The sequence below is a fragment of the Streptomyces sp. NPDC002825 genome, assembly GCF_040295385.1.
Classification (GTDB): Bacteria; Actinomycetota; Actinomycetes; order Streptomycetales; family Streptomycetaceae; genus Streptomyces.
Genome location: NZ_JBEOVH010000003.1, coordinates 182,494 through 201,865, shown reverse-complemented (window position 1 = coordinate 201,865; position 19,372 = coordinate 182,494). Strand labels below are relative to the sequence as shown.

Annotated in this window: 22 protein-coding genes and 2 pseudogenes; 13 read left to right on the top strand and 11 right to left on the bottom strand. The window is 72.7% G+C overall.

What is annotated here, in order from left to right; translation table 11 throughout:
• Positions 1-4: 4 nt before the first annotated feature.
• Positions 5-1,231: a PP2C family protein-serine/threonine phosphatase gene (locus ABT041_RS05585; RefSeq protein WP_351179432.1), complete on the bottom strand. Its 1,227-nt coding sequence runs from the start codon at positions 1,229-1,231 to the stop codon at positions 5-7.
• Positions 1,232-1,383: 152 nt separating this feature from the next.
• On the opposite strand from ABT041_RS05585, the gene ABT041_RS05580 reads away from it, so the two are divergent.
• From ABT041_RS05580 to ABT041_RS05565, 4 genes are all read left to right on the top strand, one after another.
• Positions 1,384-1,920, top strand: coding sequence for a GNAT family N-acetyltransferase (locus ABT041_RS05580; RefSeq protein ID WP_351179429.1), 537 nt, complete (start codon positions 1,384-1,386; stop codon positions 1,918-1,920).
• Between the two features lie 93 nt (positions 1,921-2,013).
• Positions 2,014-2,718, top strand: coding sequence for a VanZ family protein (locus ABT041_RS05575; RefSeq protein ID WP_351179426.1), 705 nt, complete (start codon positions 2,014-2,016; stop codon positions 2,716-2,718).
• Positions 2,719-2,727: 9 nt separating this feature from the next.
• A complete protein-coding gene (locus ABT041_RS05570) occupies positions 2,728-3,399 on the top strand; it encodes a response regulator transcription factor (protein ID WP_351179423.1) in 672 nt (223 codons plus the stop codon).
• Complete coding sequence (locus tag ABT041_RS05565; RefSeq protein WP_351179420.1) at positions 3,392-4,471, top strand: sensor histidine kinase; 1,080 nt, start codon at positions 3,392-3,394, stop codon at positions 4,469-4,471. Before ABT041_RS05570 ends, ABT041_RS05565 begins: the two co-directional genes overlap by 8 nt.
• A 20-nt stretch (positions 4,472-4,491) precedes the next feature.
• Here the strand turns inward: ABT041_RS05565 and ABT041_RS05560 are convergent, their stop codons facing one another.
• A complete protein-coding gene (locus ABT041_RS05560) occupies positions 4,492-5,685 on the bottom strand; it encodes an MFS transporter (RefSeq protein ID WP_351179417.1) in 1,194 nt (397 codons plus the stop codon).
• Between the two features lie 127 nt (positions 5,686-5,812).
• Here ABT041_RS05560 and ABT041_RS05555 point away from each other — a divergent pair, with 127 nt between their 5' ends.
• Both ABT041_RS05555 and ABT041_RS05550 read left to right on the top strand, forming a co-directional pair.
• Positions 5,813-6,541: a hypothetical protein gene (locus tag ABT041_RS05555; protein ID WP_351179414.1), complete on the top strand. Its 729-nt coding sequence runs from the start codon at positions 5,813-5,815 to the stop codon at positions 6,539-6,541.
• Positions 6,542-6,549: 8 nt separating this feature from the next.
• Positions 6,550-6,636: pseudogene (locus ABT041_RS05550) on the top strand (RidA family protein); the annotation flags it as partial.
• A 7-nt stretch (positions 6,637-6,643) separates the two neighbouring features.
• On the opposite strand, the gene ABT041_RS05545 reads toward ABT041_RS05550, so the two are convergent.
• On the bottom strand, positions 6,644-6,988 hold the full coding sequence (locus tag ABT041_RS05545; RefSeq protein WP_351179411.1) for an ArsR/SmtB family transcription factor: 345 nt from the start codon (positions 6,986-6,988) through the stop codon (positions 6,644-6,646).
• Between the two features lie 134 nt (positions 6,989-7,122).
• Between ABT041_RS05545 and ABT041_RS05540 the strand changes: the two genes are divergently transcribed.
• Positions 7,123-8,100, top strand: a complete 978-nt coding sequence (locus tag ABT041_RS05540; protein WP_351179408.1) for a quinone oxidoreductase family protein — start codon at positions 7,123-7,125, stop codon at positions 8,098-8,100.
• A gap of 53 nt (positions 8,101-8,153) precedes the next feature.
• Here ABT041_RS05540 and ABT041_RS05535 read toward each other — a convergent pair whose 3' ends face one another.
• The 5 genes and pseudogenes from ABT041_RS05535 to ABT041_RS05515 form a co-directional block, all read right to left on the bottom strand.
• Positions 8,154-8,744: a hypothetical protein gene (locus ABT041_RS05535; RefSeq protein ID WP_351179405.1), complete on the bottom strand. Its 591-nt coding sequence runs from the start codon at positions 8,742-8,744 to the stop codon at positions 8,154-8,156.
• A gap of 214 nt (positions 8,745-8,958) precedes the next feature.
• Complete coding sequence (locus ABT041_RS05530) at positions 8,959-9,534, bottom strand: GNAT family N-acetyltransferase (protein WP_351179402.1); 576 nt, start codon at positions 9,532-9,534, stop codon at positions 8,959-8,961.
• 10 nt (positions 9,535-9,544) lie between these two features.
• Complete coding sequence (locus ABT041_RS05525; protein ID WP_351179399.1) at positions 9,545-10,048, bottom strand: hypothetical protein; 504 nt, start codon at positions 10,046-10,048, stop codon at positions 9,545-9,547.
• Between the two features lie 98 nt (positions 10,049-10,146).
• Positions 10,147-11,640 carry an IMP dehydrogenase gene (locus ABT041_RS05520; RefSeq protein WP_351179396.1) on the bottom strand — a complete coding sequence of 498 codons (1,494 nt, stop codon included), beginning with the start codon at positions 11,638-11,640 and terminating at the stop codon, positions 10,147-10,149.
• Between the two features lie 223 nt (positions 11,641-11,863).
• Positions 11,864-12,178, bottom strand: a pseudogene (locus ABT041_RS05515) (MmyB family transcriptional regulator); the annotation flags it as partial.
• A gap of 136 nt (positions 12,179-12,314) precedes the next feature.
• Between ABT041_RS05515 and ABT041_RS05510 the strand changes: the two are divergent.
• Together ABT041_RS05510 and ABT041_RS05505 are read left to right on the top strand one after the other, a co-directional pair.
• On the top strand, positions 12,315-12,695 hold the full coding sequence (locus ABT041_RS05510) for a VOC family protein (protein ID WP_351179393.1): 381 nt from the start codon (positions 12,315-12,317) through the stop codon (positions 12,693-12,695).
• A 25-nt stretch (positions 12,696-12,720) separates the two neighbouring features.
• Positions 12,721-13,287, top strand: coding sequence for a GNAT family N-acetyltransferase (locus ABT041_RS05505; protein ID WP_351179390.1), 567 nt, complete (start codon positions 12,721-12,723; stop codon positions 13,285-13,287).
• Between the two features lie 24 nt (positions 13,288-13,311).
• Here the strand turns inward: ABT041_RS05505 and ABT041_RS05500 are convergent, their stop codons facing one another.
• Both ABT041_RS05500 and ABT041_RS05495 read right to left on the bottom strand, forming a co-directional pair.
• The gene (locus ABT041_RS05500) at positions 13,312-14,424 is read right to left on the bottom strand and encodes an ABC transporter substrate-binding protein (protein ID WP_351179387.1); all 1,113 of its coding nucleotides are present in this window, start codon (positions 14,422-14,424) and stop codon (positions 13,312-13,314) included.
• Positions 14,425-14,465: 41 nt separating this feature from the next.
• On the bottom strand, positions 14,466-15,065 hold the full coding sequence (locus ABT041_RS05495; protein ID WP_351179384.1) for a TetR/AcrR family transcriptional regulator: 600 nt from the start codon (positions 15,063-15,065) through the stop codon (positions 14,466-14,468).
• Positions 15,066-15,159: 94 nt separating this feature from the next.
• Here ABT041_RS05495 and ABT041_RS05490 point away from each other — a divergent pair, with 94 nt between their 5' ends.
• The 4 genes from ABT041_RS05490 to ABT041_RS05475 all read left to right on the top strand — a co-directional run bounded on the left by ABT041_RS05490 (position 15,160) and on the right by ABT041_RS05475 (position 17,930).
• On the top strand, positions 15,160-16,485 hold the full coding sequence (locus tag ABT041_RS05490) for an NADH:flavin oxidoreductase/NADH oxidase family protein (RefSeq protein ID WP_351179381.1): 1,326 nt from the start codon (positions 15,160-15,162) through the stop codon (positions 16,483-16,485).
• 98 nt (positions 16,486-16,583) lie between these two features.
• Complete coding sequence (locus ABT041_RS05485; RefSeq protein ID WP_351179378.1) at positions 16,584-17,111, top strand: hypothetical protein; 528 nt, start codon at positions 16,584-16,586, stop codon at positions 17,109-17,111.
• A gap of 153 nt (positions 17,112-17,264) precedes the next feature.
• The gene (locus tag ABT041_RS05480) at positions 17,265-17,432 is read left to right on the top strand and encodes a hypothetical protein (protein ID WP_351179375.1); all 168 of its coding nucleotides are present in this window, start codon (positions 17,265-17,267) and stop codon (positions 17,430-17,432) included.
• A gap of 45 nt (positions 17,433-17,477) precedes the next feature.
• Positions 17,478-17,930 (top strand): DUF5709 domain-containing protein, encoded by a 453-nt coding sequence (locus tag ABT041_RS05475; RefSeq protein ID WP_351179372.1) that lies wholly within the window; start codon positions 17,478-17,480, stop codon positions 17,928-17,930.
• A gap of 137 nt (positions 17,931-18,067) precedes the next feature.
• On the opposite strand, the gene ABT041_RS05470 is transcribed toward ABT041_RS05475, so the two are convergent.
• Positions 18,068-19,219, bottom strand: a complete 1,152-nt coding sequence (locus ABT041_RS05470) for a PucR family transcriptional regulator (protein WP_502976391.1) — start codon at positions 19,217-19,219, stop codon at positions 18,068-18,070.
• Positions 19,220-19,372: the final 153 nt, after the last annotated feature.

Sequence of the window (19,372 nt, the reverse complement as noted above, 5' to 3'; positions counted from 1 at the left end):
CTCCTCACAGCCGGAGCAGGACCAGGGCCGTGTCGTCGGTGACGCCGGAAGGAGGGGTGAGCTCGGTGAGCAGGATGTCGGCGAGGGCCTCCGGGGCGGCGGCCCGGTGCCGGGCGAGCACGTCGGCGAGCCTGTCCAGACCGGTGTCGATGTCCTCGCGGCGGCGCTCGACGAGACCGTCGGTGTAGAGCGCGAGGAGCGCACCGTCGGTGAACGCCGTCCGGGCCTGCGGCCGGGGCGCGTGTTCGGGGAGGGCGCCGAGCGGGGGGTCGGTGGCCCGGTCGAGGAACTCGACGGTGCCGTCGGAGTGGCAGAGGACGGGCGGGGGATGGCCGGCGCTGCTGTACGTGAGGACGGTGTTCGTCCAGTCGATCACCACGGACACGGCGGTCGTGGACTCGGCGCCGGGGACGTCACGCGAGTACAGGTCGAGGACTTCGAGGGCGCGGGCAGGACCGTCGGCGACGCGCGACGCCGCCGACAGGGCGCTGCGGAGGAGTCCCATCACTCCGGCGGCGCGCAGACCGTGCCCGACGACGTCGCCGACGGCGACCGCGGTGCAGCCGGGCAGCTCCACCAGGTCGTACCAGTCGCCGCAGACGTTGAGCGCCCCGGTGGCGGGCCGGTAGCGGACGGCGGCGTGGTGGTGCCCGAGGGGGCGCGGCGGGGGCAGCATCGCCTCCTGGAGGTGGAGGGCCACCTCGCGCTCCCGGGCGTGCGCCCGGCGTAGGCGCTCGTTGACCGCCTGCAGCTCCCGCGCCCGTGTGTAGAGCTCGGACTCCAGGACCCGGGCGCGCTCGCCGGTACTGTCCCCGCCGCGGGCCTGCATCAGTTCGGTGACCTCCTCCACGCGGTGCAGAACGAAGGCCACGGAGCCGTCCGGCGCGAGGACGGGGGCATTGACCGGGCTCCAGTACCGCTCCTGCCAGTGCCCGGGCCGGTCGGGGGACTCGACGTCGTAGCGCTGCAGCGCCATGCTGTCGGGTTCCCCGGTGGCGAGGACCCGCTCCAGGGAGGCGCGCAGATTGCGCATGCCGGTCGCGGACGGGTCGTCCGGGTTGTCGGGGAAGACGTCGAAGAGGTACCGGCCGACGACCTGCTCGCGCGTCCGCCCGGTCATCGACAGGAACGCCTCGTTGGCATCCGCGTAGACGAGCCCGGGGGTGAGCAGCACGACGGCACCCGGCAGGGCCTGGAACACCGCCTCGTAATCGATCCCGGGTCCGTTCACCTCTTCACCTGCCCGTCCGCCGCGGGTCCGGCCGTGAGACTGCCCCCACGATAGGCGCGACCTGCGAGTACGGCCTCCGGGCCGGGCCCGTCCGGTGGCCGACGTCCGTGTCCGGCCCTTGCCAGGCGCCGGAACGAAGGGATCATGGCGGGATGACGGATCACCCTTCCTCCTCCGCGTCGCCGGCCGTGGTGCGGCTCGCGGAGTACACGAAGGCCGACCAGGCCGAGATACTCGGCGACGGTGCCGATCCCTTCGGCGTCGCGGACGCCGGACTGACCTGGCTGCCCAAGAAGGAGCACTTCGGCATCAGGCGGCAGGGCCGCCTCGTCGCGCACGCCGGCCTGCTCCCGCTCCCCCTGTCGATCGACGGCGCCGACACCGAGGCCGTGGGCGTCGGCGGTGTGGCCGTCGCCCCCGACCTGCGGGGCCACGGACTGGCGCGCGCGGTCGTCTCGGCGGCCCTCGACCACGCACGGACGCTGGGACCGCGGTACGGTCTGCTCTTCTGCCGGCCGGCCCTCGTCGCGCTCTACGGGCGACTCGGCCGGCACCTCGTCGAGCAGCCCGTCCACGTCGAACAGCCGGAGGGCCCCGCGATCATGCCGCTCCGCACGATGTGGCTCCCCCTCCACGCCGACGTGACCTGGCCACCCGGAGAGGTCAGGCTGCTCTCGCTGCCCATGTGAGCGTCGGCCGGGACCGGGTGATGCCGCCGTGTATCGCGAACGTATCGAAAATCGCATACGTCCGGGCAACGGGCCACCGGCTCCAATGGGTCCATGAACCATCACGCCTCCCCGCCGCCCGCACCGGCCCGCCGTACGCGCAGGATCGTCTCCCTCGGTCTGGCGGTCCTCGGCCTCGCGGGCGGCTTGTTCGTCCTGCGGAGGCCGCTCCTGATGGCCGGCCCGCGGTGCGTGGCCGGGGAGTGGCACGGCTGCTTCGACACGTTCAACGGTGTGGTGCTCATGACGCTCGTCACGGTGCCCCTTGCCGTTCTGGTGGTGTGGGGGCTGGCCTCCTGGCGGCGGGCCGCCGGCGTCACGTCGGCGTGGCGGACCTCGCTGGCCGAGGTGGGCATGGTCCACGGCACCGTGCCGTTCCTGTGGCTGACCATGATGCCGGGCGCCGGCGCCGGTGTCGTTCCCGGCCGGGTGAGCCTGGTGCCGCTGCGGGACCTGGTCACGATGGGGCCGCTCGGGATCGCCGGCAACCTGCTGGTCCTCGCGTCGCTCGGTTTCTTCGCCCCGATGCGGTGGAGGGCGCTCGCCTCCGTACCGCGGGTCCTCGCGCTCGGGGCCGGCTGCTCGATCCTGGTCGAGGCGGCACAGTACGTCCTGCGGCTCGACCGGGTGTCCTCCGTCGACGACGTCCTGGTCAACACCACCGGCGCCGTCCTGGCGGCCCTCGCGTCGCGCCGCTGGTGGCGCAACACCGGGGAAGCGCCCTCGGACCCGCATCGCCCGGCACTCCAGGCTGCTTAGGCTTGAGCCATGCGCGTACTGATCGTGGAGGACGAGCCCTACCTGGCCGAAGCAGTCCGTGACGGGCTCCGCCTGGAAGCGATCGCCGCCGACATCGCCGGCGACGGCGACACCGCACTGGAACTCCTCGGCATCAACAGCTACGACCTCGCGGTCCTGGACCGCGACATCCCCGGACCCTCCGGCGACGAGGTCGCCCGCCGCATCGTCGCCTCCGGCAGCGGCATCCCGATCCTCATGCTCACCGCCGCCGACCGGATCGACGACAAGGCCTCCGGCTTCGAGCTCGGCGCCGACGACTACCTCACCAAGCCGTTCGACCTGCGCGAGCTCGTCCTGCGGCTGCGGGCCCTCGACCGCCGACGCGCGCACTCCCGGCCCCCCGTCCGCGAGATCGCGGGGCTGCGGCTCGACCCCTTCCGCAGGGAGGTCTTCCGCGACGGACGCTACGTCCCGCTCACCCGTAAGCAGTTCGCCGTCCTCGAAGTCCTCGTCGCCGCCGAGGGCGGTGTCGTCAGCGCCGAGGAGCTCCTCGAACGCGCCTGGGACGAGAACGCCGACCCCCTCACCAACGCCGTACGCATCACCGTCTCCGCCCTGCGCAAACGGCTCGGCGAACCCTGGATCATCGCCACCGTGCCCGGCGTCGGATACAGGATCGACGCCCGTGCGCATGGCTAGGCGCCGAGGGCTCAGCGCCCGCCTGAAGCTCGCCCTCAGCTACGCCGGATTCCTCGCCGTCGCGGGCGCCCTCATGCTGGCCGTGGTGTGGGGATTCCTGCTGCGTTACGTACCCGACAACTCGCAGGGTCTCCTCGGGGTGTCGCCCAACCGCTACCTCCTCGTACACACCTTCGCCCCCGCCGCGGCCGTGGCGATGGCCTTCCTGCTCGTGTTCGGCCTCGTCGGCGGATGGATCCTGGCCGGCCGCATGCTCGCACCGCTCACCAGGATCACCGCCGCGGCACGCACCGCCGGGAGCGGATCACTGGCCCACCGGATCCGCATGAAGGGCCGCCAGGACGAGTTCCGCGAACTGTCCGACGCCTTCGACTCGATGCTCGAACAGCTCGAGTCCCACGTCGCCGAGCAGCAGCGCTTCGCCGCGAACGCCTCCCACGAACTGCGCACCCCCCTCGCCGTCCAGCGCGCCCTCCTCGACGTCGCCCGCAAGGACCCCACACGGGACCGGGACGAACTCATCGAACGCCTGCAGGCCGTCAACACCCGGGCGATCGACCTCACCGAGGCGCTCCTGCTGCTCAGCCGCAGCGACCGCGGGAACTTCACCCGCGAGAGCGTCGACCTCTCCCTCGTCGCCGAAGAGGCCGCCGAAACACTGCTCCCCCTCGCCGAACGCCGGCGGATCACCCTCGATGTCACGGGCGAGGCAGCCCGGACCAGCGGCTCCGCCGAACTCCTGCTGCGCATGCTCACGAACCTCGTCCAGAACGCCATCGTCCACAATCTCCCGGACGGCGGCACGGTGACGGTCCACACCGGGACGCAGGACGGCACGAGCGTCGTACGCGTGGAGAACACGGGGCCTGAGCTGCCGCCGGAACTGGTTCCGACCCTCACCGAACCCTTCCAGCGCGGAACGGAACGCGTACGCACCGAGGAGCACGCCGGCGTCGGCCTGGGCCTCGCCATCGTGCACAGCATCGTCCGCGCCCACGACGGGACCCTCGACCTCGCCCCTCGCCCCGTCGGCGGCCTCCTCGTCACGGTCCGGCTTCCCGGCACGCCGTAGGACCCCGGGTCGCGCGTCCGTCACGCCACTTCCATCCGCACCGGCCGACGCTGCAGGTACACCGCCGCCGAGGTGACGAGGAGCAGCATGCAGCCGGTGAACACCAGGCCCGCCTGCTCCAGACCGAGCGGTCCGGCCAGCAGGCCGACCCCGATGACCGGGATCGAGATCCCCGTGTACGCGACGACGAACAGGGTCGAGATCACCGCCGCACGCTGCTCCACCGGCGCGGCCGCCGCGACGGCCGACAGGGCCGCGCGGAAGGAGAGCCCCTGGCCCACTCCGCCGACGACAGCGGCGAGGACCACGAGCACGAGCAGCTCCGCCGAGAGCGCACCGGCCAGGAACGCCAGGCCGGCGAAGAGCACGACGCAGCCCAGCGGCAAGGACCGGGGCACACCGAGGCGGCCGACGGCGAGCTGACCGACCGTGGACGAGAAGAAGGCCAGCGCGACGACCAGCCCGCTCACGGCGTGGTTGTCCACGTGCAGGAAGCGGGCCAGGAAGGCGGGGCTGACCGAGGTGAACACCCCGAAGAGGGCGAACCCCGCGAAGGACGCGATGGCCGCCGGCACGAACACCGGGCGGACCTGCGCGGGCAGGGCCGGCCGCTGCGGCCGTACCGCGCTCAGCGGCCGCGGGTCCCGCACCGTCTCCGGCAGCCGGAGCAGGACGACGACCGATACGGCCACCATGGCGAGGTGCACGGCGAAGGGGAGCAGCAGCGGCTCGGGGGCGTACTCCGCGAGCAGTCCTGCGAGCAGGGGCCCGCAGCCGAGGCCGCCCATGTTGGCGGCCGTCGCCACGAGCGTCGCCCGGGACTGGCCGCCGGGCGGTGCGAGGTCCATGACGTACGCGGTGGCCGCCCCGGTGAACAGGCCGGCCGACAGGCCCGACAGCAGCCGGCCCGCGTACAGCCACGCCAGCCCGTCGGCGCTCAGGAAGCAGACGGCGCTCGCCCCCGCGAACCCGAGACCCCACAGCAGCGTCGGCCGTCTGCCGACCGTGTCCGAGGCGTTGCCCGCGAGCAGCAGCACGCCGATGACCCCGAAGGCGTACACCGCGTACACGACGGTCACCGTCAGCTCGGAGAAGCCGAACTTCTCCTGGTACAGCGGGTAGAGCGGAGTCGGCAGCGTGGTGCCGGTCATCCCCACGACGAACACGGCTCCGGCGAGCAGACACCGGAGCCACCCCTGACGATCACCAACCATGCCGCCGACCGTAACCCCGCACCGCGCCCGCACCCGGCAAGGCGAGGCCCGCGAACGGGTCAACGGCCGTGCCGGCCGACACCGTGCCGGACTCGGGCCGCTCTACGAGACAAGACAGACTGTGCGCATGGACGGATGGATCCGATCGGGCAGTGGACCCGCTCCCGCACTGTACGGACGCCTGCGCGTCGTGACCGGCGACCTCGGTCCGGCTCGCCGGCTCACCGAACGCGGGCCCGGGTACGGCGATTTCGGCACCGTCGCCGGTGTCGCCGCGCCGGGCTTCCCGGCGTACGCGCGCGTGCTGCACCCCGCCGCCCTCGACGAGTCCCCGGTCCGCTGGGACACCGTCGCCGCCGCCTACGGACGGCGGGTCGAGGCCCTGACGGACTGGTACGAGGTGATCGGCGCCGAGCGCTTCTACCAGAACGCCGAGGAGTACGGCCTGCCCGGCGTCTGGGACGAGCACCCGGCCGAAGGCCCCACGCCCGGTCAGGTCGCGCGCGCGATGATCCCCGTCCTCGCGCGCCACACGGGCACGCCGGACCAGTGCTGGTACGGGCTGTGGGAGGGGTACGGCCGCTGGGACTGGCAGGGAGTCCCCACCTTCCCGACCCCGGAACGGGACGAGATCCTGCTGTCCGGAAAGCTCACCGACGCCGTGTCCCCGGAACTCCTGGACCCGTTCGCCGAACTCCCCGACCTGTGGTGGCCGCAGGACGGCGCCTGGTGCGTGGGCGGCGACGTCGACCTGGTGAGCACGTACGTCTGCGGATCCGAGGAACTGATCGCCGACCTCCTCGCCACGCCAGGCCTGGAGGCCCACCGGGTCACGGCGTCCGACCGCGTCGGCTGACACGAGGCCCGGCCGCCGCCGTGCTCATGTGCGACCTCGCGGACCCTCGTATGAAGATCGAGATCGAGGTGTACGCGCGACGGGTCGCCGCGTGACGGGAGTTCAGTCCACGTCGTCGGCGCGCAGCGTGAGTTCGAGCAGGCCGGGGAACCGGGCCTCGAACTCCTCGCGGCGGAGGCGGTTGAGCCGCTTCGGGCCCTGATCGCGCTGCTCGACGAGGCCGGCTCCGCGCAGGACCGTGAAGTGGTGGCTCTTCGCGGCCCGGCCCACGGGGACGTCGAAGTTGCTGCAGCTGAGCGTCCAGTCGGGCTGGGAGGCCAGTTCGCGGATCAGCTGGAGGCGTACCGGGTCCGCGAGGGCGGACAGTGCGGTGAGGAGCGCGACGTCATCGGGGTGGGTGTGTACGGGCGCCGCGCGGTGGCCCGCGCTTCCGTCCTGCTCCGGCATCCTGCTCACCCCTCCGTCGCGCCCTACGCGCTTGCCCGATGTTCGATGACCATCATACAGTGCGAGTGTTCGCTTCTCGTTGAACACTCCGTATGAGCTCCCCGACCGAGCTCTGTCCGAAGGGTGGTTCGTCCATGCGTGCGATCGAGTTCCAGGAGTACGGCGCTCCCGAGGTGCTGCGAGTCGTCGAGGCCACGACGCCGCGGCCGGGACCTGGCCAGGTGGCCATCGCCGTCGCCTGGGCGGGGGTGAACTTCGCCGACGTCAAGGCACGCGCGGAGGGATACCGCGTCGACCGGCTGCCCTACCGCCCCGGCCTGGAGGTCTCCGGACACGTCCTGGCCGTCGGCGAGGGAGTGGACGGACTTGAGGTCGGCCAGGAGGCCGCCGCCCTCGTCGGCGGGGGCGGATACGCCGAGGTGGTCCTCGCCCGGGCCGACTCCGTCTTCCCGCTCCCCGAGGGCCTCGACCTCAGGACCGCGGCGACGCTCCCCACGGTCCTCCCCACCGCGCACGCCCTGATCCACGAGGTGGGACGGCTCCGCGCCGGGGAGAGCGTCCTGGTGCACGGCGCCGCGGGCGGCATCGGTACGGCCGTCGGCCAGCTGGCCCGGGCGGCGGGCGCCGGCGCCGTCTACGGCGTGGCCTCCACCGAGGAGAAGGCCGCGTACGCCCTCAAGTACGGCTACGACGAGGTCTTCCGCCCCGACACCTTCGCCGAGGACGTCCGGCGGGCCACCGGCGGCAGCGGAGTCGACCTCGTCCTCGACCCGGTGGGCGGGGACACCCTGCGCCGCGGCCTGAGCGCCCTGGCCCCCTTCGGACGCCTCGTCTCCTTCGGCAACGCCGGCGGCGGCGCGCCCTGGCAGGTCGGCCAGCCCGAGCTGTACGGCCAGGGCCAGGCCGTCGCGGGCTTCTCCGTACTGTCGCTCGCGCAGACGGCACCCGCAGCCGCCCGCGCCCTGACCGAGCGGGCCCTGCGCGCGGTCTCGGAGGGTGCGGTGTCCCTCCCCGTCACGGCCGAGTTCCCCCTGACCGAAGCGGCCGAAGCCCACCGGCTCCTGGGCGGCCGCACCTCCACGGGCAAGCTGCTGCTCCGCGTGAAGGACTGACCCCACCCCGGCCGTGACGCGGTGACCGCGAGCCGCCGGCTCGCGGTGCCGGGTCACAACTGGTGGACCCAGGCGTCGACCAGCACCACGCCCGCCACCGCGCAAGCCAGCAGGGCGAGCACGGGACCCGCTCCCACCCTGCGCCCCCACAGCCGGCCCGCCAGCCGCGAGTGCAGCCGGTCGAGGAGCCGGAGGGCGCCCAGGCCGGCGGCCGCGAACGGCAGGCCGACCAGGAAGTGCACGATCCATGCCCCCGCCATGGTCGGGCCGCCCCAGGAATGGTCGTAGGGGCCCTGGTCGACGAGGCCGTAGAACACCCCGCGCAGGACGAACAGCACCTCGATGCCGACCGGGATGAGGGCGAGCAGCCCCAGCGGTACGCAGACCAGCGCGTGCGCGAACAGGCGCCCCGCGCCCGGCTGCCGGGTCGCCGACCCCACGGCCGGATCCTGCTCGTCGACCCGGGCCCACCAGGCGCGCGCCCTGTCCGAACGCCCGGCCGCGACCGCCCCCAAGGTCACCACCGAGGCGGGCAGCAGCGCCGCGGCATACCCGACCCGGCGCGCGGACCGCGCGGTGAACCCAGACGAACCGGAGCCCGAAGCGCGTGAGGTGCGGTTGCGCCGTGCGGCAAGGAATGACATGACCTGTCCCCGTTCTCGTGACCGTCGACCGCTGCCGACGCCCGGAGGCTAGGGGGAGGTCACCGCCGGCCACGTCACACCCCGGTGCCAGGCCGATGTCGTACCCGAGTAGGGGGTGGGGCCGCACGGTCGCCTTCGGCCGGGCGCCGTCACTGCCGGCCCGTCAGACAGGCCTCGTGCCGTAGGGCGGACCCGCGCTCCTCGCGACCGTGTGTCAGTCCTGTCCGCGGAGGTCCAGCATGCAGAAGACCTTGTCGTAGCGGCGTTCGCCGACCGCGACGAAGTCGGGCAGTCGGCCGTACTCCGTGAAGCCCAGGGTTCGGTAGAGGTGCAGCGCCGGGGCGTTGTCGCCGCGGGCGTCCAGGGTGAGGACCTCGATGCCCGCCTCCCGGGCGTCGGCGATCAGGGCGGCGGTGAGAGCCCGGCCGACGCCCAGGCCCTGCGCGGCGCTGTCCACCGCGAGCTTCTCGAGGTCGGCGTGCGGCCGATGGGTCGGCCGGGCGTAGCGGAGCCAGTACCCGAGGCCGACCACTCGACGGTCGAGGCAGGCGACCCGGAGGGCCGCGTCCCCGTCCCGTACGGCGGCGAAGACGTGGTCCAGGAGCTCCGCCACCTCGTCCGGCGAGGGCGGTTCGACCCAGCCCAGCGCGGCCCCGCCGCGGACCAGGTCCGCCAGGATCCGGTGGGCCGACTCCGCGAACCGTTCCCGCAGATCGGGGTCGGAGGCCAGCTCCACGGCATCGAGGAGGACGGGCCGAGCGGTCGCGTCGTGCGGCGTGACGGGCTTCATGATCGACAGCCTAGCCATCCCGTCGGCCGGTCCGGCGCCGCTGCTTGCGGTTCGGCCGGTGGGGGCGGACGAGGGCGTCGAGACCGCCCACGGCGGCGCGGACGTGCGCGGGTTCCCGCGGCACCCTCCCGCCCGCGCACCACCAGGACGGCTGCCCGTCCGCCTCACGCAGATGCATGCCGAGGTCGTGCTCCCCGCACAAGGGCCATGCCTGCCAGAGGAGCTCGGTGACCGTCTCCTGCGCGGCGTCGGCGACGGCCGCCAGCGCGTGTCCGGGATCGTCCGCCGACTCGGGATCCAGGGAGGTGCCGTGCCATTCGCCGTTGGCCAGAGTCACGTAGACGTTCTCGGCCTCGTCCCCGTCGTGCCCGGGAATCCCGAGCAGTCGCAGAGGCTTCTGGTCCGGCAAGGTCGCCGAGAGATCGCGGTTCACGAGGGCGAGGGCCTCGTCCCAGAGCGGATACTCGCCGGGAAGGACCTGTCGGGGCGGGGACGCATCGAAGAAGGGACTCACGGGTCCATCCTGCACGGATGGACGCCGACGGCGCCCGGTATTTCGTGCCCGGTCGACGGGACACCGGCCGGGGCGTGTCGGCGCCCCGGCCGGTCGGATCACTCGCCGGAGTCGATGGTCGGCTGGCGCAACTGCACCTCGGCACCGGTCTGCTTGAAGGATTCGGCGGACACCGGAACCAGCACCGCGTCACGGTGGAAGTCCCGCAGGTTCGTCGAACCGCAGCTGATCATCGTCGACGTGAGCTTGGCACGGGTCCGCTCCACGTTGTCGTACAGGCTGCCCGCGTAGGGCACATAGCCGTCGACGCCCTCCTCGAAGACCATCCGGCCGCGCTGGCCGTAGCGGGCCGCGTTCTGCGCGCGCCGCGAGCCTTCGCCCCAGTACTCCTTGTACCACTGGCCGCCGATCTGCAGCTTCCGCGAGGGGCTCTCGTCGAGGCGGGCGAAGTAGCGGCCGAGCATGATGAAGTCCGCGCCCATCGCCAGCGCCATCGCCATGTGCGAGTCGTTGAGCAGACCGCCGTCGCAGCACAGCGGCACGTACACGCCGGTCTCCTGTGCGTAGGCGTCGCGCGCCTCGACCACGTCGAGCAGCGCGGAGGCCTGGCCGCGGCCGATGCCCTTCTGCGCCCGGGTGGTACAGATGGCGCCGCCGCCGATGCCGACCTTCACGAACGCCGCGCCCGCATCGGCCAGGTACCGGAAGGCCCGCCCGTCCACGACGTTCCCCGCACCCACGTGGACGTCGTCGCCGTACGTCTCGCGGGCGAACTCCACGGTCTTCGCCTGGTACACGGAGTAGCCGTCGGAGGAGTCCAGGCACAGCACGTCCGCACCGGCCTCGACCAGGGCGGGGATGCGGTCCTTGAAGTCCCGGGAGTTGATGCCGGCGCCCACGCGCAGCCGCTTCTCGCCGTCCACGCTCGCCCGGTGGTACGTCTTGTGGGCCTGGTAGTCCCGCTTGAGGACCAGGGAGGCGATGCGACCGTCCTCCAGTACGGGAAGGACGTCCAGATGGTGCTGCCAGATCAGCTCGTTCGCCTCGGACAGGGTGACCGTGGCCGGAGCGGTGACCAGGCCGTCGCGGCCGCGCATCCGGTTGCCGGCCGTCTCGGACGCCCCGTGGCGCTCCAGGTGGAAGTCGTCGAGGCTGATGATCCCGAGGAACTCGCCGTCCACGTCACCGGTCGCCGTGACCACGGCCACGCCCTGCTCGGTGTCGGCCAGTTGCCGGGCGACCTCGCCGAGCGGCGTCGTCGGCGCCACCGTGACCTCGCTGGTCCGGAAGCCGGCCTTGTGCCGCTTCACCGCCCGCACGTCCGCGGCCTGGTCCTCGATCTGCTGGTTCTGATGGACGAACGACAACCCGCCGACCTGCGCGAGTGCCACCGCGAGGGTCGGTGACGACACCGCCTGCATGATGGCGCTCACCATGGGGGTGGCGATCCGGATTCCCGGCTCCTCGCCGACCCGGTGACGCACCAGAGGCGCCCCGAGATCCACATTGTCCGGTGTGCAGTCTTCTGTGGTCAGGCCGGGGATGAGGAGGTACTCACTCAGGGTACGAGAGATCTCGGGAAGGATTTTCACATCGTCTCCAGCGAGGAGCCCGACACCGGTCAACGACGGAACGGCGGGGCTCGTACGGTCAGTGCGGATCGATGCCGACCGGGAGCGCACTGACGGAAGAAGGCGCTCCGGAAACCCGAGAGCGGGCGCGCCCGGCGAGGGCAGTGCCGGCACGCGCGGCCGAATCGACGGCGGAGGCACGACCGACCCGGAACCCGCGCTGAGGCACAGGCGTTGACTTCCATTACGCCATACGTGATCTTATCGCACCCTCCGTGTGCACCCGTCGGCACAGGGCGAGCAGCGCATCGGCGGACGCCGCGTCGTCGGGGGTGTGGATCTCAAGTCGGTGGTCGGGGCTGTCGGGTTGGAGCCGGACCCGGTACGCGACGTCGACGGCGCCGACGGTGGGGTGCCGCAGACGCATCTCGCCGACGGTGCAGTCGGCGACCTCGACGCTCGCCCACAGCGCGGCGAACCGGTCGCTGCGCATGGTGAGTTCGCCGATGAGGTTCGCGAGCCGGCCGTCAGTGGGGATGCGTCCGGCCGTGAGCCGCAGTGGCCACGTCGTAGTGCTCGCGCGCGGGCCGTGGTGTGGACGATCGCCCTCCGCCGACGCGCAGGACGCCCGTCGCCGCTCCGATCGCGAGGGAATCGGCTGGTAAACGGTGGCGAGATCAGAAATGCTCGCACCCATGGTTTCGGTATTGCAGAACGTGGCGATCGACTGTGCGGACGCCTATGAGCTGGCACGGTTCTGGAGTGCGGTGACGGGCCGTCCGCTGGCTCCGGAGGACAGGCCGGGCGCCCGGGAGACGCAGGTGCTCCTCGCGGAGGGACCGGTGCTGTACTTCAATCAGGTGCCCGAGCCGAAGACGGTCAAGAACCGGCTCCACCTGTGCCTGCGCCCCGAGACCTCGCGCGACCAGGAGGTGGAGCGGCTGCTCGGTCTCGGCGCGACGTTCGTCGGCGACCACCGGAATCCCGACGGCTCGGGCTGGGCCGTCCTCGCCGACCCCGAGGGCAACGAGTTCTGCGTCCTGCGCAGCGAGTCCGACCGGGCCGGCCTCGGGTGAAGAGGCCGCTGCATATGATCACTTCATGACTGCTCCCGCCGTCCTGCACGTGCCCGCGACGCCTGCCTCGCCCGCTCTCGTTCTCCGTCCCTGGCGCATGGACGACATCGCCGCACTGGTCGAGGTGAGCCGGGACCCCGGACTGACCCTGTGGGCGAGTTCCGCCGTGGACGGCGAAGCCCAGGCGGCCCAGTGGGTGCAGACCCAGCAGCAGGGCTGGGTGTCGGGGGACCGGCGGGGCTTCGCCGTGCGCGAGGTGCGACCGGGTTCGGCCGACGGCCGGTTGGCGGGCAGCGTGGTCCTCAAGGCGGCCGCCCCCGGCAGGCCGGTGGCGGAGGTGGGCTACTGGACCGCGGCGCGCGCCCGGCGGCGGGGAATGGCCTCCCGCGCCTTGGAGGCCCTCACCGGGTGGGCCTTCGACACCTTCGGAGCCGACGGCCTTCAGCGCCTCGAACTCCTGCACCAGGTCGACAACCCGGCGTCGTGCAGGGTGGCGCAGAAGAGCGGGTACGCGTTCGACAGCGTCCTGCCCGCGTCACCGCCCGCCTTCCCCCACGACGGCCACCTCCACATACGGCGCGCGGGCGCCTGAGGCCCTCCCGGCTCGTGTCCTCGCTCAGCCCGCGTGGAGGACCCGGAAGCGATCGGGTTCCGCGGGGTCCCGGTCGACGACCTGGATCGGCGCCCATGTCCACTGCCAGACACCGATGCCCGGCGCCCGGGAGAAGCGGATCGGCCCACGGGTGCCCTCGACGGTCACGCGCGGCCAGGACTCGGCGACGGCGGACCGGTCCGTGCCGTGGGAGCGCAGCGCCTCGGCGAGCACGGTGATCGTGTCCCAGCCCTCGAAGGCGACGAAGGAGGGCGCTTCGCCCAGCCGCTGGGCGAGCTCCTTCCCGACGCGCTCGCCCAGCGGCCCGAAGTGCTCGGGCAGATAGCGCAGGAACGGGATCCCGGCGCCGTCCCCGCCGAGTGCCGCGGCCCATTCCGCGAACTCCGGCTGCCCGGCCGGAGCGCCGATCAGCAGCTCCGTGAGCCGCCGGTCGCCCCGTACGGCCCTGACGACCGGGACCGCCGGCTCCGGGCTGCCGACCAGCAGGAGGAGCGCGGTGGCGCCATGGTCGACGAGTGCCTCGCACAGGGCCTCGGGGGTCAGCGCGGTGGCGTCGAGTTCGACGACGCTGCCGCCCCGGGAGGCGAGGTGGTCCCGCAGGACGCGGGTGCCGGACGCCCAGTAGACGCTCGGCTGCGTCGCCACGGCGATCCGGCGCCGGCCCGCGGCGAGGAGGAAGTCCGCGAAGATCCGCCAGCAGCGCGACTGGGCCGGGGCCAGGCGTGCGACCCACTCCGTCGGCTCCTCGGTGAGCGCGTCGAGCACCGCCGAGGAACACAGGAACGGCACGCCGAGGGAGTCGGCCCGGGCGGCGGCGGTGCGGGCGACCACGCTGTGGTACTCGCCCACGACGGCGGCCACGCCGAGGCCGGCGAGTTCGTCCACGGCCGCCGCGGCCCGCTCGGGGTCGGCCGCGGTGTCCCGGACCAGGAGCTCCAGCGGTACGCCGTCGATCCCGCCCGTGTCGTTGACCTCGCGCACAGCCAGCTGGAGCCCTGCGAGCAGATGCCGGCCCGCCTCGACCCAGCCGGGCCGTGTGAGCGGGACGAGCGCACCCAGGCGGACGGGTGAGCCGTCCGTGTGCCGGGCTTCGTGCCGGGATGATGGCGTGTTCATGGCCGTCATTGGAACCACGCGCGCGGCCCCCGGGCAAGCGGTTATTCCGCGGTCGTCCGCAGCGCCGGTGAGGCGGTGAAGAGAGCGGACACAGCGGCCCGCACCTGTGCGTCGACCGCCTCGGGGGAGGAGGCGTCCAGCTTGCCGTCGAGGTGCAGGAACGCCAGGCCGTGGACGAGGGCCCAGACGGTGGTGGGGAGGGGGCCCGTCTCGTCCGCGCCGGGGAACGCGTCGCGGACGATGCCGCGGACGTACTCCTTGATGACGGCGGTCGCGGCGACCCGCTCCTCGCTGGTCGGATCGCAGGGCTCCGCGAACATCGCCCGGAAGAGCGCGGGGTGGTCCAGGGCGAACTGCACGTAGACGACGGCGACGGCGGCCAGGTCGTCGGGCGTGGCGGGCGCGGGGTGGGCCGCCGCCAGGTGCCGGGCCAGTTCGCGGTACCCGTCCGCGGCGACCGCGGAGACGAGCGCGTCCCGGTCCGCGTAGTGACGGTAGGGAGCCGTGGCCGACACGCCCGCCCGCCGGGCGACCGCGCGCAGCGAGAGCCCCGCGCTGCCGTCCTCCTCCAGGAGTTCCCGCGCTGCGCGCAGGCAGGCGGCGCGCAGATCGCCGTGGTGATACGAACCGGTTTGGGACATGGATCACGCTCTTTTATGTTTGCGGCGCTTACATCGGGGCTTAATGTTTGTGGTGCATACATCGTAGGCGAGGGGGAAGGAAGAAGGAACCGGGATGACCAGTGAGCTGTTCTCGCCGCTGCCCCTGCGCTCGGGGCAGATACTGCGCAACCGCATCGCGAAGGCGGCCATGGAGGAGAACATGGCCGGCGACGGCCAGCTCCCCGAGCGGCGGCTGCTGACCCTCTACCGCCGATGGGCCGCCGGCGGCACCGGGCTGCTCATCACCGGCAACGTGATGGTGCACGCCGAGGCGCTGACCGGCCCCGGCGGAGTCGTACTCGACGAGCACGCGCCGCTGGAGCCCTTCGCCGAGTGGGCCGAGGCCGGGAAGTCCGGCGGCGGCGCGGTCTGGATGCAGATCAACCACCCCGGCCGCCAGGTGGCCTCCGACATGCCCGGCGTCGTGTGGGGCCCGTCCGACGTCGCCGTCGACCTGGGCAGGCACAGCGGCCGTTTCGGCCGGCCGACCGCCATGACGGCGCAGCAGATCGAGGACACCGTGGCCCGGTTCGCCGTCACGGCCGGCCGCGCCGAGCAGGCGGGCTTCGACGGGGTCGAGATCCACGCCGCGCACGGCTATCTGCTGTCCCAGTTCCTCTCCCCGCTCGTCAACAGGCGGACCGACCGGTGGGGCGGGTCCCTGGAGAACCGGGCCCGGATGCTCCTGGACGTCGTCCGCGCGGTCCGCGCTGCCGTCTCGCCGTCCTTCGCGGTCGCGGTGAAGCTCAACTCCGCCGACTTCCAGCGTGGCGGCTTCGAAGCCGACGACGCACGGCAGGTGATCGAGCTGCTCGCCCCGCTCGGCGTGGACCTGGTCGAACTCTCCGGCGGCAGCTACGAAAGCCCGGCGATGTCCGGGCGTCCGGCCGAGGGCCTGAAGCCGGGCGGGCGTCCCGCCGAGGGCCAGAAGCCGGGCGGGCGTCCTACCGAGAGCCGGGGGACCGGTGCCCGTCCAGCCGACGACCGTACCCGGGCCCGCGAGGCCTACTTCCTCGACCTGGCCGAGGATCTGGTGAAGACCAGCCCGCTCCCGCTGATGCTCACCGGCGGCATCACCCGGCGCGCCACGGCCGAGCGGGTCCTCGACAGCGGCGTCGCCGTCGTCGGGATGGGCACCGCCCTCGCCGTCACCCCGGATCTGCCCGACCGCTGGAGGAGCGACCGCGAGGCCGAGCGGCAGCTCGCTCCGGTGACCTGGTCGGACAAGACCCTCGCCGCGGCCGCCGGGATGGCGCAGGTCCGCCACCAGATGCGCCGCCTCGCCCGTGGCAGCGAGCCCAGGCCCGGTACGCACCCGGCGATCGCCCTCGTCTCCGAGTACCGGAAGCAGAGGGTGGCCCTCCGCGGCTACCGTGCCTGGCTGTCCACGAGCCGTTGAGGGAACCTCCCCACCCTCGCGCGCGTCATGGAGAGCGACCTGATCGTTCGATGTGTGACGCGGCGGCTGGACGCGCCGTCGGGGGAAGTGAGCAAGCCATGGCCATGGTGGGCCTGTTCTGGATCGCCGAGGGCGATGTGTACGTGGGCGCCAAGCCGTCCGGTATGGCGCCCGGCGTACGCCTCACCCCCGAAGGTGTGGTCGCCCTCGGCGAGGGACAGTCCGGTCTCCACCTGTGGGAGGACGTCCATGCCCTGACGGTGGCGGACGTCCCCGTGAAGTCCTTGAAGCGGCAGGTCGGCGTCGTCACGGATGTCGCCCTGGACGTGGTGATGAACCTGGCCATGACCCTGGGTCCGGGCCGCACGGGAGAGGCCCCGCCGACGATGACGCTGGGCCTGGAGTCGGCCGACGGCACGCACGAGCTGAAGGCCTACGTGGCCGCGGCCGTCGGCTACTCCCCGACCGAGGTCGACCTCTCCCGTGCCCTCCTGTCCCGCCTCACGGAGGGCGCCGCGACGATGGCCACGACGCTGGCGGCGATGGCCGAGTGGGGGCGCTCGTGGGAGGGCGGGTCGCCTCGCACCTCGCAGCGCGAGGAACTGCTGGAGCGCTGGGTGGACTAGCCGCTGCATCCGGTTGCGTTTGCATCGCAGGCGGGGACCATGGAAGGGAGAACAGGGATTCGACGCCCGTCGAAGGCGTCCCGCCGTCCCCCTCTCGACCCGCCACGCATCCGATACGGCCGGTATCGACCGCACTCCCTCTCAGGAGGCGTCATGACCGAACCCGAAGACCCGCTCGGCCCGTGGACGGGTCGGTTGCTCCGGCTCGGCCCCGGCATCTCGCCGGAGGCCGCTCGCAGTTTCGTGCACGACCTGTACGCACAGGCCCAGTCCGACCGCGACGACGAGCGGGCGGAGGCCGACTTCCAGCGGGAGGAGTGAAGCGGGCGAGAGCCGTCGTGGACCTGGTGAGGAACGGAGTTCCACATGACCGATACGGAAACGTGGGGCGATGACGTCTACCAGCCCGACGGCACCGAGGTCCAGGACGACGCGGGCGTCCTGGACTACGAGGACACCCTCGAGGGACCGGGCGGCGACCCGCTCGACGCGGGGTACTCCCCACCGGAGCGGCCCCTCGGGGTCGAGCACACGGGGGAGACCGCGGCCGAACGGCAGCGCGGCGAATCCCTCGACGAGCGCCTGGCGGAAGAGGAGCCCGAGCTCCCTCCCCTCGACGGCGACGGTCTCGGCGACACGTCGGACACCGACGGGGAGCTCCTGGACGACCAGGTCGGCGGCCGGCGCGCGGGCCGGCTGATGTCCGAGGACGAGGGAACGAGACCGATCAGCCACGAACTGAACGCCCGGGACGTCGGCATCGACGGCGGCGCCGCCTCCGCCGAGGAAGCCGCGATGCACATCATCGACGTGGAATGACGCAACCGGCCCGGAACGACGCGACCGGCCGTGGAAGGAAGCGACCGGCCGTGGAAGGAAGCAACCTGCCGTGGAAGGGCTCGACGTCGGTGGAGTGACCCAACGTCGGTGGAAGGGCGCAGCGGTCGTGCCCCGGCTCAATCGGCCTTCGGATTGCGGACCGCGAGGAGTGCCGCGCCGATGTCCGCGGCCGCGCGCGGGTCGGAGAGGGAGCGGCCCGTCAGCTCCTCCACGCGCCGCAGGCGGTAGCGCACGGTGTTCGGGTGGACGAAGAGGCTCCGGGCCGCGGCGGCGGCCGAGCCGGCGGCGGCGAACCAGTGCTCCAGGGTGCGCAGCAGCCGCGATCGTTCGGCCGCCGGGAGATCGAGCACCGGCCGGAGCACCACCTCCATCAGGTGCGCGGCCTCGGCCGGAGCCGCGGCGACGACCATGGCCAGCGGATTGTCGTCGAAGCGGGCCACACCGGGGCCGGTCCCTTCGAGCCCGGCCAGGGCGAGACGGGCGAAGCGCAGGGCCTGCGGAGTGTCCCGCAGCGACGGGAAGGCCGGACTGAAGCCCACGCGGGCGCGCGTCCGGCGCAGGATGCGCAGACACGTGGTCTCCGCCCCTTCCGTGGGCAGGGCGATCAGGGCGAGCTGCTGGTCCGGCAGCAGCCGCCACGCGGACGGCAGGTTCGCCTGGCGCAGCGCGGCCTCCGCTCCGGTGAGCGGTTCCTCGCCGGGAGCGCCGGCCTTCGCCGCGGCGACCGCGTACGGCCCGTGCTCGGGCAGCTCCAGTTCGCGCGCGGTCTCCCACAGCGTGCGGTCGGTGACGATCCCGGTGAACAGGGCCTCCACCAGAGCGGATCGCCGTGCCTGGCCCTGTGAGGTGAGTTCCGCGGCCGTCTCCCGGTAGGCGACCGCCACCGACTCGGCGTACAGACCGGACAGGGCCCAGAACTCCGTCGACTCCGACAGCAGGAGGCCGTCGGAGATCTCTGGGCGGCTGCGGGCCTCGGCGAGGATCTCCGTCCACAGCAGCTGCGAGCCGATCCGGTACGCGTGCAGCGTGTCCGCCAGCGGTACTCCCTGCTCCGCCCGGAGCCGTCCGGTTTCGCGGGCCGAGCTCGCGTCCGGGGTGCCTCCGACACGCAGGTGGGTGAGGATCAGGTCCGCGTTGGCGGTGCAGGAGCGGCGCAGGGAGTCCAGCGGGATCAGCGTCTCGTCCTCGTACGCCTCGACCTCCGCACGGATGCGCAGCGCCATGCGCTCACCCAGTTCCGGAAGCCCTGCCTGAAGCGTCGCCGCCACACCCGAAAGGATCATTCCCGCAGCTTAGCGCCGTCTTCTTGTGGCCAGGGACAATCCGGAAGGTCCTGCGTTGTCGCACCGGCCATAGGCCGGAGCCCGCGTACCGCTGCAAGATGTCGACGATGTAAACATTCGGCGATGCCGTGTAACGGA